The 12,514-nt window shown below is 66.5% G+C and carries 11 protein-coding genes; 6 read left to right on the top strand and 5 right to left on the bottom strand.

Translation table 11 applies throughout. From position 1 onward, the window contains the following. The first annotated feature begins 57 nt into the window (after window positions 1-57). Entirely contained in the window at window positions 58-954 is an 897-nt protein-coding gene (locus tag M8744_RS08930; RefSeq protein WP_251413568.1) for a glucokinase, read from the top strand. A gap of 12 nt (window positions 955-966) precedes the next feature. Here M8744_RS08930 and M8744_RS08925 read toward each other — a convergent pair whose 3' ends face one another. Continuing rightward, window positions 967-1,575 carry a response regulator transcription factor gene (locus M8744_RS08925; protein ID WP_251413563.1) on the bottom strand — a complete coding sequence of 203 codons (609 nt, stop codon included), beginning with the start codon at window positions 1,573-1,575 and terminating at the stop codon, window positions 967-969. Window positions 1,576-1,690: 115 nt separating this feature from the next. Here M8744_RS08925 and M8744_RS08920 point away from each other — a divergent pair, with 115 nt between their 5' ends. Both M8744_RS08920 and M8744_RS08915 read left to right on the top strand, forming a co-directional pair. Beyond that, entirely contained in the window at window positions 1,691-2,233 is a 543-nt protein-coding gene (locus M8744_RS08920; protein WP_251413560.1) for a putative pterin-binding protein, read from the top strand. A gap of 26 nt (window positions 2,234-2,259) precedes the next feature. Further along, the gene (locus M8744_RS08915) at window positions 2,260-4,764 is read left to right on the top strand and encodes an ATP-binding protein (protein ID WP_251413545.1); all 2,505 of its coding nucleotides are present in this window, start codon (window positions 2,260-2,262) and stop codon (window positions 4,762-4,764) included. Between the two features lie 54 nt (window positions 4,765-4,818). On the opposite strand, the gene M8744_RS08910 is transcribed toward M8744_RS08915, so the two are convergent. Both M8744_RS08910 and M8744_RS08905 read right to left on the bottom strand, forming a co-directional pair. Continuing rightward, window positions 4,819-5,439 (bottom strand): cytochrome b/b6 domain-containing protein, encoded by a 621-nt coding sequence (locus M8744_RS08910; protein ID WP_251413529.1) that lies wholly within the window; start codon window positions 5,437-5,439, stop codon window positions 4,819-4,821. Continuing rightward, window positions 5,439-5,747 carry a PepSY domain-containing protein gene (locus tag M8744_RS08905; protein WP_251413514.1) on the bottom strand — a complete coding sequence of 103 codons (309 nt, stop codon included), beginning with the start codon at window positions 5,745-5,747 and terminating at the stop codon, window positions 5,439-5,441. The genes M8744_RS08910 and M8744_RS08905 overlap by 1 nt, the downstream gene beginning before the upstream one ends. Before the next feature lie 128 nt (window positions 5,748-5,875). Here M8744_RS08905 and M8744_RS08900 point away from each other — a divergent pair, with 128 nt between their 5' ends. Genes M8744_RS08900 through M8744_RS08890 form a run of 3 tightly spaced genes read left to right on the top strand, consistent with a single transcriptional unit; the run spans window position 5,876 to window position 8,176 of the window. Then, complete coding sequence (locus tag M8744_RS08900) at window positions 5,876-6,175, top strand: PepSY domain-containing protein (protein ID WP_251413512.1); 300 nt, start codon at window positions 5,876-5,878, stop codon at window positions 6,173-6,175. Between the two features lies 1 nt (window position 6,176). Continuing rightward, entirely contained in the window at window positions 6,177-6,836 is a 660-nt protein-coding gene (locus tag M8744_RS08895) for a response regulator transcription factor (RefSeq protein ID WP_251413510.1), read from the top strand. Then, window positions 6,833-8,176: a sensor histidine kinase gene (locus tag M8744_RS08890; RefSeq protein ID WP_251413508.1), complete on the top strand. Its 1,344-nt coding sequence runs from the start codon at window positions 6,833-6,835 to the stop codon at window positions 8,174-8,176. The genes M8744_RS08895 and M8744_RS08890 overlap by 4 nt, the downstream gene beginning before the upstream one ends. A gap of 50 nt (window positions 8,177-8,226) precedes the next feature. Here M8744_RS08890 and M8744_RS08885 read toward each other — a convergent pair whose 3' ends face one another. Next, window positions 8,227-11,439, bottom strand: a complete 3,213-nt coding sequence (locus tag M8744_RS08885; RefSeq protein WP_251413506.1) for an efflux RND transporter permease subunit — start codon at window positions 11,437-11,439, stop codon at window positions 8,227-8,229. Continuing rightward, window positions 11,432-12,412 (bottom strand): efflux RND transporter periplasmic adaptor subunit, encoded by a 981-nt coding sequence (locus M8744_RS08880; protein WP_251413493.1) that lies wholly within the window; start codon window positions 12,410-12,412, stop codon window positions 11,432-11,434. The genes M8744_RS08885 and M8744_RS08880 overlap by 8 nt, the downstream gene beginning before the upstream one ends. Window positions 12,413-12,514: the final 102 nt, after the last annotated feature.

The following is a 12,514-nucleotide window of genomic DNA, read 5'->3' as shown; positions in this document are numbered from 1 at the left end:
GCCCCGCGACTTGCGGGGCCGCTTTGTTTTCGGGCGGGGCTGTGATCTGGTTCTCCCATGGATTTGATCGGCGATATCGGTGGCACGTCGGCCCGGTTTGCACTGGCGGAAATCGGGCGGGTGCTGACGGGCACGGTGTGGTCCGCGCCCGATGCGCTGGGCGATGACCTGGCCGCGATGATTCATGCCTACCTGGCGGGGCCGGGGGCGGGCGCGCGCCCGCGCGGCGTTGCGCTTGCAGGGGCGGGCGTGCTGCGCGGCCAACGACTGACGCTGAGCAACCGGGACATGACGCTGACACCCGAGACGATCCGCGCGGCGCTGGGCGATGCGGCGCTGCCGGTGCGGCTTTTCAACGACATGGTGGCGCAGGGGCACGGGCTGGCGCATCTGCCGGATGGCGGGGTGCGGCGCCTGGCCGGGCCGGGCCCGGGCAAGGGGCCGGCGCTGGTGGTGAATATCGGCACCGGGCTGAACGCCTGTGTGGTGCATGACATGGGCGGCACGCGGTTCGTGCCGCCGGCCGAGGCTGGCAATGTGACCCTGCCGCAGGTGTCGCCCGGCTTGCGCGCATTGGCGCTTGCGCGCGGCGGCGAGGTGGTGGCCGAGGACGTGATTTCGGGCCGGGGATTGCCCTGGCTGGCGGATGCAATGTGCGGGGCCCGGGCCACCGGCGCGGCGGCGCTGGCATTGGCGCCGGTATGCGCCACCCTGGCCGAGGCATTGGCCGCCTATCTGCGCGACATGGCCTTGGTGCACATCGCGCGGGGCGGGGTCTACCTGACCGGGGGTGTCGCCGCTGCCCTGGCGGACAGTCTTGACTGGGCGGCGTTGCACCGCGCGATGGTGGGGCAGGGCGCCCATGCCGATCTGCTGGGGCAGGTTGGACTGTTGCATGTCACCGATCCCTGGGTGACGCTGCGCGGGGCGGCGGCCCTGTCGGCAAGGCCATGACATGGCATGTCGTCAGGCCAGCGCCAGGTCGCGGGCCAGCATCGCGGCATGGGTGCGGTTTCGTGCGTCCAGCTTTCGGCAGATCGTCTTGACGTGCAGCTTGATCGTGACCTCCTGAATATCGAGGTCGCGGGCGATTTCCTTGTTGGATTTTCCGGCCATCACGCCGCGCAGCACATCCATTTCGCGCGGGGTGATGTGTATGGCGGCTTTCTTCTCGCGCTCACTATCGAGAAAGTCCTGCGGGCGGTAGACATGCCCCGCGATCATGTGGCGCAGCGCGGTGATCATCGTATCGGGCGCCATTGTCTTGGGCAGGAAACCTTGCGCGCCCGCCGCCAGGGCGCGGCGGGCCACTTCGGGCGGCGCGGTGCCAGACAGGATCGCCACCGGCCCGGGGGCGTTGGCGCGAATCGTTTGCGTAAGGCCCGCCGGCAGGCTCATGCCGGGCATGGTGTAATCGAGCAGCACCAGCTCGAACGGTCCCTGCGCGGCGATGGTGGTCAGCGCCTGTTCCAGGGTAGCGGCCTCGCTGATCTGGAAATCTGCGGACTCGGCCAGGAAACTGGCCAGCGCCGAACGCACCAGCTCGTGATCGTCGGCGATAAGGACCTTGGCCATCGAAACTGCCTTGATGTTATTGCTTGACCTATACTGTAGCATAGGTTGGTGGACGGGAAGAATAGGCCTCTTGAATACTGGTGTCGAGTTCTCAACCCGGTGAGGGGTACAAGTCATGATCAAGAAGGCGGTGCGCGCGGTGCGCGTGACGGTTATGGCGGTCGGCCTGGCGTTGGGTATGGCCGGTGCACTGAGCGCCCAGAGCGCTTGGCCCGTATGCGAGTTCCCCGAACCCGAGGGGCCGGTCATGTTGAACATCACGATCCAAGGTGCTGACGGCACGCAGCGCGTACTGGAACTGGACCGGGCGGGGCTGATGGCACTGCCGCAAGAAGAGTTTCAAACCACCACCATCTGGACGCAAGGTGTGCAGGAGTTTCGCGGCCCGCGCCTGTTGCGCCTGATGGAGTGCCTTGGCGTGACGCGCGGTGTGATGAGGCTTTGTGCGCGCAACTCGTATTTTGTCGAGATTGACGTAGCCGACCTGCGACCCGATGGTGCGCTGATCGCGGTAGAGCGTAACGGCGCGCCGCTTTCGGTGCGTGACAAGGGGCCGCTGTGGTTGATGTATCCTTTTGACTCCGACCCGAGCTTTCGGAGCGAAACGTTCTATGCGCAAAGCATCTGGCATCTCGAACGGATCGGAATCGAGCCCTGAGAAAGGGCCCTTGTATCGGAGACATGATGGCAAAGTTTTGGTCTCGGGTGTGGCGTGGGCGCCGTGGCTGGGTGCCCATGTCGGGCCTGATCGTCGGAATTAGCCTATTTCTGGTGCTAGGTGCGCAACTTGCCTGGCGCGGGGTCGCCGAGATGCGCGCGCTCGATCAGCCGTATAACGACAACGTGATCTGGACAGTGGCACAGGCCGAGGTGGAGTTTCTGACGCTTCAGCGCACGATCCTGGCGGTTGAAACCGGCATGGCGCGGCCTGCCGATCTGCGCCGCGCGTTCAATGTATTCTACAGCCGCTTGACGACCCTGCGCGAAGGGCCGTCCTATCGCGCCTATCTTGACGCCGTCGATGCCGCCGAGACCTTGCAGGCGCTGGCCCTGCGGATGGAGGCGCATTTTGCCCGGATCGATGGCCCCGACGCCGTGCTCATCGCCGCCGCGCCCGCGATCCGCGAAAGCCTGACACCGATGAACGCGGCATTGCGCGGCGTGTCGGCGGGTGTGTTGCAGGTGATGGTGCGCGAACGGCAGGAGGCACGCACCGAAGTGTTCGGCGTCCTGCGTGACCTAGCGCTGGTGGCGGCCATTCTGATGGTGCTGATGGCGGTTCTGTCGCTGGTGCTGTGGCGCCTGTTTGTTGTCGCCCGGTCGCGCGCGCGGGCATTGCAGCAAACCTCGGCACGGCTTTCGACCATCGTGACCACGTCGCGCGATGCGATCGTCGTGACCGACGGCGAAAACCGGATCAGCGAGTTCAACCATGCTGCCACGGCGTTGTTCGGGGTGCCTCGCCGGGCGGTGATGGGCCAACCGATCACACGGCTGGTTGATGTCAGCGGGCTGGACGGCGCCGAGCGGCGGCGGGTTACGGGGCGGCGCGGTGATGGCGGCGAGGTGCCGTTGGAAGTGACGCGCGGCGCCGTTCACAGCGACGAGGGCTGCGTGCAGGTTTTCGTGTTCCGCGACATCTCTGCCCGGATGGAGATCGAACAGACCTTGCGCAGCAGCCGCGACGAGGCGCTGGCTGGTGAGCGGGCCAAGGCGCGGTTCATCGCCGTGATGAGCCACGAGATGCGCACGCCGCTGAACGGTATACTGGGCATCGTCGAACTGCTGCGCGGCGAAGCCCGGCGGCACGACGACTCGCGGTTAAAGGAGTATCTGGACATCCTTGAACAATCGGGTGAAATCCTGCTTGGTCATGTGAATGACGTGCTCGAATTTACCGACCTCGATACGCCCGGCCTACGCTTGGCGGAAGAGCCGGTAAACCTCGAAGACCTGAGTCATGCGGTGATGCGCGGCTTTGCACCTGCCGCGCGGCGGCGCGGGATCAAGCTGGAGCGGGTGGTGAGCCTGCCGGGCGCCGGGGTTGTCCTGGGCGATCCGGTGCGGCTGCGGCAAGTCATGACGAACCTCGTGGACAACGCGCTGAAAAACACCACGGAGGGGCGCGTGTCGCTGGAAATATCGGCCACGGCGCCGGGTGTTGCGGCCCCGTTGGTGGAAATCCAGGTGTCGGATACCGGCGTCGGCATCGCGCCAGACCAGCAAGACCGCATTTTCGAAGATTTCGTGCGGCTGGACCCGCCAGATGGGGTCACGCGCGAGGGCACCGGGTTGGGTCTTGGGATCGCGCGGCGGCTGGTCGAGGCGATGGGCGGTGAGATCGGGGTGGAAAGCGAGCCGGGCGAAGGCAGCCTGTTCTGGGTGCGCTTGCCGTTGCGCGTCGTGATGACCGAGCAGGCAAGCCCGCACGACGATCAGCCCGATCGCGAGGCGCTGGTGGCGCCCAAGCTGGTACTGGTGGTCGAGGACAACGCGATCAACCGGTTCCTTTTGCGCGAGATGCTGGAAACGGACGGTCACAAGGTGGACACTGCCGACAACGGCGCGCAGGGCGTCGAGGCGGCACGCGCGGTGCGGTATGACCTGATCGTGATGGACATCGCCATGCCGGTTATGGACGGCGACGATGCCGCCCGCCAAATTCGCAACGGGGGCGGGCCCAACGCGCATACCCGGATCGTGGGGCTGACGGCGCATATCAAGGCCGCCGAGGCGCAGCCTGACGATAGCTGCGTTTTCGACCAGGTGTTGATCAAGCCGCTGACCTGGGCGGCGCTGCGCGCGCTGGTCGAGGGGCGCAAGCCCGCGCCCGCCGACTTGACGCAGCAGCGCGCGCCATTGCTTGATCCGACGGCGCTGGCCGCGCTGGAAGGGCGGCTGAAACCCGACGCGCGCCGCGCGCTGGTTGATGGGCTGCTCTGCGAGGGCGACGCGCTCATGGACCAGATCGAGAGCGGCACCGCGGAATCCGAAGACCTGCGCCGCCAGGTTCATTCGCTGGCCGGGGCGGCGGCGGTGCTGGGGGCACGCCGGCTGCATCTGCAACTTGGCGAGATCGAAACAGGGCTGGCGCGCGGGGCGCCGGCCCCCGACATGGGCAGCCTGGGGCCGCTATGGCGTGATACCCGCGCGGCGCTGGAACGATCACTGACCGCGTTCGACGCGTGATGGGCAGGGCATGGGTGCGCATGGCGCCGGGCCCGGTACCGGGCCCGGCGGGTGTCATCGTGCGCTTTTCCGTCCGGTGAACATGGCGCGCACCAGGTTCTCGCGATGGGCCAGGCTGGCCGCCAGAACACCGGCGATGTGCAGCACGATCAGCACAAGCGTGGCGTTGGCCGCAGCCTCGTGAACCTCTTCCAGGGCCTCGCCATTGCCATGCCCGGCCTCGTGATCGTCCTGTTCCAACGTCCAGTTCGGCAGGTTTTCCGCGGCAACAAGGCCGGCCAGCGGGCCCTTGCCGTCTTCCACGGCCAGCGTGGCCATGCCCGACAGCGCGGTCAGCGCCAGCGCGGCCAGCAGCGCCACGGTCATGGCCCCGCCCGCCGGGCTGTGGCCGATGTGCCGTTCGGCCTGCCCAGAAAGAAGGTCGCGCATGTAGGCCAGCACGCGCCGCGGCCCGGTGATGAAATCGGAAAACCGGGCGTGGCGCGGGCCGACAAGGCCCCATGCAACGCGCAACGCCACGACCGCCGCGATGGCATAGCCCGCATAGCTGTGCAGCCCGCTGGCCGAGTCCTCGCTCAGCCAGGCGATGGCAAATGCCGCGACCAGCGTCCAATGGCCGATGCGGATCAGGGGATCCCAGACCCGCACCAGCGCCGTGTCATCTGCTTCGGCCATCAGTCGTCATACCGCTCGCGGCGGCCATCATCGTCGTCGCGATAGGGCAGAACCTCGCCCGTGGCGGCATCCAGATAGGCCTCGACGCGCATACCGGCGCTGTCGATCATTTCCACGTCGTAGCGTCCGCGCTCCAACTCGATCTCACGGATGGTGTAGCCTTGACCTTCCAGCATCGTGGCGATCTCGGCGATGCTCATGCGATCTTGCGCCGGGCCGGTGGTGGCCTGTTGCTGCGCGGTGGCGCCAAGCGTGAACAGGCCAAGCCCTGCGGCCAGCGATGCGGCGAAAAGAACGGTGCGTGTCATGTCGTGTCTCCTTGATCCGGGCAGCCCCCTTGGCCGCCGATGCCGCCCTTTTGCACCAGGGCGCCTGACGCTGGCCTGACCCGTGCTGTCAGCTTGCTGTCAGGTCGGGGGCGGTAGATACTGCAACCATGATACGCGTTGTCCTGATATGCAGCTTTCTGGCCGTTCCGGCCCTGGCCGATGACGATGACCAGGATCGCGCGCGGCGGGCGCTCGATGCGGGGGAGATTCTTCCGCTTTCAAGCATCCTGAGCGTGGCCGAGGCCGAGCGCCCGGGCCGCGTGATCGAGGTGGAACTGGAACGCGACGATGGCAACTGGATCTACGAGTTGGAACTGGTGACACCCGGCGGACGGCTTTACGAGATGGAAATAGACGCCGCCACCGGCACTGTGCTCGAGATCGAGCGCGAGGATGAGGACGACTGAGATGCGCGCGCTTGCCGTCGAGGATGACCCCCGCATTGCCGCCGATTTGAAGGCCGCGCTGACGGCTGCCGGCTTTCTGGTCGAGGTCACGGGCGACGGCGAAGACGCGTGGTTCCTGGGCGATACCGAGGCATACGACCTTGCCGTGCTCGACCTTGGCCTGCCGGGGTTGGACGGGCTGGCAGTGTTGAAACGCTGGCGCGCCAACGGGCGCGACATGCCGGTGCTGGTGCTGACCGCGAGGGGCACCTGGCAGGAACGGGTCGAGGGGATCGAGGCAGGGGCCGATGACTACCTTCCCAAGCCCTTTCGGATGGAAGAGCTGGTGGCGCGCGCGCGCGCATTGGTGCGCCGCGCCGGCGGGCACGCGGCGGCCCTGCAAGAACTGGGCGCGCTGAGCATTGATACCAACCGCATGTGTGTGGCGGTGCGCGGTGTGCCGGTGCAGGTCACCGCGCTGGAATACCGATTGCTGGCCTACCTGATGCAAAACGTTGACCGGTCGGTGCCGCCCGGCGAATTGCTGGAACATCTGTACGGTGACGATGACGCCCGCGAGGCCAACGCGCTGGAGGCAGTGATCGCGCGGTTGCGGCGCAAGCTGGGTCGCGGCGTGATCGGTACGCGGCGCGGTTTCGGCTATTTCCTGGAGCGCGCATGAGCCTGCGCCTGCGCCTTGCGCTGGCCGGGGCCTTTGCCATCCTTGCCGCGCTGGGGCTGGCCGCCCTTGGGCTTGCGCAGCTTTTCGGCGCGCATGTAGAGCGCCGCGCGGTGGCCGAGATGACCGTGCAACTGGACCAGGTGCTGGCCGCGCTGGATAGCGGTGCGCAGGGCCTGACAGTGGCGCGCCCGCCCGCCGATCCGCGCTTTGCGCAGCCCTATGGCGGGCTTTACTGGCAGATCGACGGGCCGGAGGGCGTCCAACAACGCTCGCGGTCGCTATGGGACTATGCGCTGGACCTGCCCGCCGACACGCTGGGCGACGGGGCCGTGCATGTTCACCGTCTGCCGGGGCCAGAGGGGGCCACGCTTCTGGTGCTGGAACGCTCCGTCACGTTGCCCGCGCGCCTGGGCGGCGGGGCCGCGCGTGCCGCGGTGGCGATGGAAGCGGCGGAACTGGATGCCGCCCGCCGCGCGTTCATGTCCGATCTTGCGCCCTATCTGGGTGTGCTGGCGCTGGTTCTGACAGGCGCGGGCTGGGCGCAACTATGGGTCGGGCTGCGGCCGCTGGCGCGTCTTGGTGGGCGGGTTGCCGCGCTGCGGGCGGGCCGGGCCGAGCGGATGGGCAGGGATTGGCCGCATGAGCTGCGCCCGGTGGCCAGCGAGATCGACGCGCTGCTGGCCGCGCGCGCGGCTGAAACATCCCGTGCCCGTGCCCGGGCCGCCGACCTGGCGCATGGCCTGAAAACGCCGCTTCAAGCCCTGATGGGTGAGGCCGCGCGCCTGCGCGGGGCCGGTGCCGAGACGCAGGCCGACGGGATCGAAGACACCGCCCGCGCCATGCGCCGCATCGTCGACCGTGAACTGGCCCGCACCCGCACCGCCGCCCGCACATCCGCTGTCAGCGCCGATGCCGCGACGGTGGCAAACCGGCTTGTCGCGGTGTTGCGGCGCACGCCCGACGGGGGGCGGCTGGACTGGCAGGTCATCGTTCCCGCGGGCAGTCGCGTGGCGCTCGACGAGGCGGACCTGTCCGAGGCGCTGGGTGCGCTGGCCGAGAATGCCGCGCGCCATGCCCGTTCGCGCGTGACCTTGTCGGCGCGGGCGGAAGACGGGCTGCTCTTGTTGAGCGTCACGGATGATGGCCCCGGCATCCCGCCCGGGCGATGCGAGGCGCTGACCGCCCGACACGGCCGCGCCGACGAAACCGGCACCGGCCTGGGGCTGTCCATCGCCGCCCAGATCGCCGAGGCGGCAGAGGGCCAGCTTACCCTTGAAGATGCCGGGCCGGGGCTGACCGCGACGCTGGTCTTGCCCCGCCGCGCCGGGCCGGATGCTTGACCCATCGGTGCCCGCCGGCTCAGAGGCGCATCGGTTTCACGGCCCCGGCGCTAGGTTTTGAACACCCGGTAGATCGCCGGGATGACCAGAACCGTCAACAGCGTCGAACTGAGCAGCCCGAAAAGCAGCGACAGCGCAAGGCCCTGAAAGATAGGATCGGTCAGGATGACACCCGCCCCGATCATCGCCGCGACCGCTGTCAGCAGGATCGGCTTGAACCGAATGGCGCCGGCTTCGATCAGGGTTTCGATCTTGTCCTTGTCGGGGTCGGCGTGGCGGATGAAATCCACCAGCAGGATCGAGTTGCGCACGATGATACCCGCAAGCGCGATGAACCCGATCATGGATGGCGCCGAGAACGGAGCGGTGAACAGCCAGTGCCCGGCGATGATCCCCACGAAGGTCAGGGGGACCGGTGTCAGGATCACCAGCGGCAACCTGAATGAGCCGAACTGCGCGACGACCAGGATGTAGATGCCCAGCAGCGCCACGGCAAAGGCCGCGCCCATGTCGCGGAACGTGACCCAGGTCACCTCCCATTCGCCGTCCCACAGCAGCGTGACCTGGCTTTCATCCTCGGGCTGGCCGTTCAGGCGGATGACCGGCTTTGTGCCGTCCTCCCATTCCATGGCGTCCAGCGCGTCGGCGACCGCAAGCATCCCGTAAAGCGGCGCTTCGAATTCACCGGCCAGTTCGGCCATGACCATCTCGGCCTCGCGGCCATTGCGGCGGAAGATCGGGTAAGAGGCGTACTCCTCCTCGATCACCACGACATCGCCCAGCTCGACCACGCCGCGCGCACCCGGCAGAACATTGGCGGGGATCGGCGTTGACAGGAACCGTTCGTCAACGACCCGGTCGGATTTGTCACGCTCCACGATGATCGGAATCGGAAACCGGCCCTCTCCGCGATGCGAATAGCCAACCGTCGTGCCGGCATTCAGAATACCCAGCGTGGTGAACACATCCTGTTCCTGGACACCGAAGAATTCCAGCTGGTCGCTGGATATGGTGGCCCGCAGGCGGCGCGGCTGAACGCCGAACCCGTCATCGACATCCACGATGAACGGCACGCTTTCGAAGGCTTCGCGCACCTTGGCCGCAGCCGCGCGGCGGGTTTCGCCGTCGGGACCGTAGACCTCGGCCAGAAGCGTGGCGATCACCGGCGGGCCGGGGGGCGGCTCGACCGTCTTTAGGCTGGTGCCCTCGGGCAGGTCGATCGCCGAGAGTTTCTGGCGCAGCTCCAGCGCGATCTCGTGGCTGGTGCGGGTGCGGTGCTCCTTGTGGTCCAGGTTGATCTGGACATCGCCCATTTCGGGCAGGGCGCGCAGGTAGTAGTGCCTGACAAGCCCGTTGAAATTGAACGGCGCGGCATCGCCGGCATGGGTCTGCACCGACAGGACTTCGGGCAGGTCGAGCGCAACGCGGGCCACGTCCTGGGCGACCGCGTCTGTCGCCTCGACCGATGACCCTTCGGGCAGGTCAATGACGACGGACAGTTCCGACTTGTTGTCAAAGGGCAAAAGCTTGACGGTGACATCCTTGGTATAAAGCGCGCCCAGCGACCCGAAGGACAGCGCTGCGGCCAGAAGCAGGAATGCAAGGCTGCCCGATTTCGTGCGCAAAAGCGGCCGCGCGACCGCCGAATAGATGCGGCCGAGCGTGCCGCCGTGATGGCCGCCACCGTCATGGTCGTGGCCCTCCATCGGGGCCCGGCCCGCCACCTTCATCATCAGCCAGGGCGTGATGATCACGGCCACGAAGAACGAAAAGATCATCGCGGCCGAGGCATTGGCCGGGATCGGGCTCATGTAGGGGCCCATCAGGCCCGATACGAACAGCATGGGCAGCAGGGCCGCCACCACGGTCAGGGTGGCCACGATGGTGGGATTGCCCACCTCGGCCACGGCGCGAATGGCCTTGCGCCTGCGGCTGGCCTTGTCGGGCATCGCCCAGTGCCGCGCGATGTTCTCGATCACCACGATGGCATCGTCGACGAGAATCCCGATGGAAAAGATCAGAGCGAACAAGGAAACACGGTTGAGCGTGTAGCCCATGATCCAGGCGGCGAAAAGCGTCAGCAGGATCGTGACGGGGATAACGACCGCCACGACGATCGCCTCGCGCCAGCCGATGGACAGAAACACCAGCGCCACGATGGAGATCGTCGCCAGGCCAAGGTGAAACAGCAGTTCGTTGGCCTTTTCGTTGGCCGTTTCACCGTAATCGCGGGTGATGTCGACCTGCACCGTTTCCGGTATCAACTCGTCTTCGAGCATCTGCGTTCTGTGCAGGATCTCTTCGGCCACGGTGACCGCGTTGGCCCCGGCGCGCTTGGCAACGGCGATGGTTACCGCCGGGCTGCGGACGATCCCGCCGTCGCCGTCGCGCGTGACATGGGCGACGATCCGGTCAGACGTGTTCGGCACAAAGCTCACATCGGCCACGTCGCGCACGTAGACAGGCCGGTTGTCACGGGTTGTCAGCAGCAGGTTGGCCACCTCGGACGAGGCCTGCAATGTCTTGCCCGCAACAAGCGAGATCTGCTCGCCGGCATCGCGCACAAGGCCGGTCGAAAACGAGCGGTTCGCCCCTTCGACCTTCGCGGCCAGTTGTTGCAACGTCACGCCATAAAGCGCCAGGCGTTCCGGGTCGGGCGCGATACGGATGGCTTCGGGGGCTTCTCCGACAAGATAGGTCAGGCCCACGTCGTCGATCTTGGCCAGTTCGACGCGCAATTCGCGCGCGACGCGGGTCAGGTCATTCGCGGTCAGGGGGCTGTCGGTATCCCGTGGTGACAGGGTCAGCGCCACTATCGCCACATCGTCGATGCCGCGCCCGACGATCAGGGGCGGATCAATGCCGACCGGGATACGGTCGAGATTGGCGTTGATCTTTTCGTGGACCCGCAGGATCGCGGAATCTGACGAGGTGCCGACGACAAAGCGCGCAGTGACCATCGACTGGTCATCGGAGGTTTCGGAATAGACATGCTCGACCCCGCTGATGCCCTTGACGATGGTTTCCATCGGCTCGGTCACCAATTTTACGGCATCTTCCGATTTCAGGCCCGGCGCCTGGATATGGATATCGACAAGCGGAACCGAAATTTGCGGTTCCTCTTCCCGGGGGAGGGTCACCAGCGCAACCAGCCCGACCGTCAGCGCGGCCAGGATCATCAGGGGCGTCAACGCGGAATCGATGAATGCCCTGGTCAGGCTGCCGGCGATGCCCAGTGGCGGGGTTTGGGGCTCCTCACTCACGGTTCGTCACCAATTGTTCGCCCGCGTTGAGGCCGGACAGTATTTCAACCACCGTCTCGCCGTCGATGGAATGGGTCGTGCCGACGACAACCGTGCGTGGCCGTGGCGTGCCATCCGGCCCGGTGATCGTCACGAAATCAAGCCCCATGCGCGAACTGAGGGAATTGGCCGGCACAACAACCGCGCTGGACGTGGCGACGGGCAGCCGCACCAGAACACGGGCATCCACGAAATCGGTTTCGAGCCCGGGCACCTCGACATCGGCAATGACGCGGCCGTTCTCGATCTGGGGGTAGATCTTGACCAGCCGGCCCTCTTGCTCGCCTTCGGCGCCTTCGATGCGGATCGTGTCACCTTCTTCAAGGTTCATGGCATGGCGCTCGGGCACCGCCAGGCGCAGGAAAAAGCCCCCGCCGCCTATGGTGGCAATCGCTTCGCCCGGCATGACGACCGATCCGGCGGTTACCGGCACGGTAAGCACGGTTCCCTCGATCGGGGCCAGCACCGCGCCTTCTTCCTCGCGCTGTTCGAGCACGTTGCGCTCGGCCTCGGCGGTTCCGATCTGGCCCAGGATCACGTCAACCTGGGTGCGCAGGGAATCAAGGCGCTGGGTGGTGGTCACGCCGCGTTCCAGCAGCGTTTGGCCACGGGCAAGCTCGGCCTCGGCATTGGCAAGTTGGGAGTTGAGCGATTCCAGCGACGCGTCTATCGCGTTGAGTTCGAGCGCGAGTTTCTCGTCCACGACGCGGGCAATCTGTTGACCTGCCGTGACCCGCATCCCCTCGACAACACTCACCTCGACGAGGGTGCCGCCCAGCCGGGATCGCGCGGGGATCTGGTCGCGCGCCTCGATGCGGCCAAAAACCGCTTTCCAGTCAGTGATTTCGACAGTGCGGGACAGGGTGTCGTTCTGTGCCCAGGCCAGCGCCGGGATCAGGGCGACCAGGGTTGCGATCACAAGGCGTCTTGTCATTTGAAATCTCTCCGATAAGAGCCGCTTCACCATATCCAGCTAAGTGAATACGTTGCAAGGTTTGTCGCGGTGCCGCTTGAATCGAATTCGACCATGCGTAGC

It is taken from the genome of Lutimaribacter degradans (genome assembly GCF_023703375.1).
In the GTDB taxonomy this organism is placed as follows: domain Bacteria; phylum Pseudomonadota; class Alphaproteobacteria; order Rhodobacterales; family Rhodobacteraceae; genus Lutimaribacter; species Lutimaribacter degradans.
Note: the sequence above shows the minus strand (reverse complement) of the source record. Positions and strands in the feature narration are given on the sequence as shown.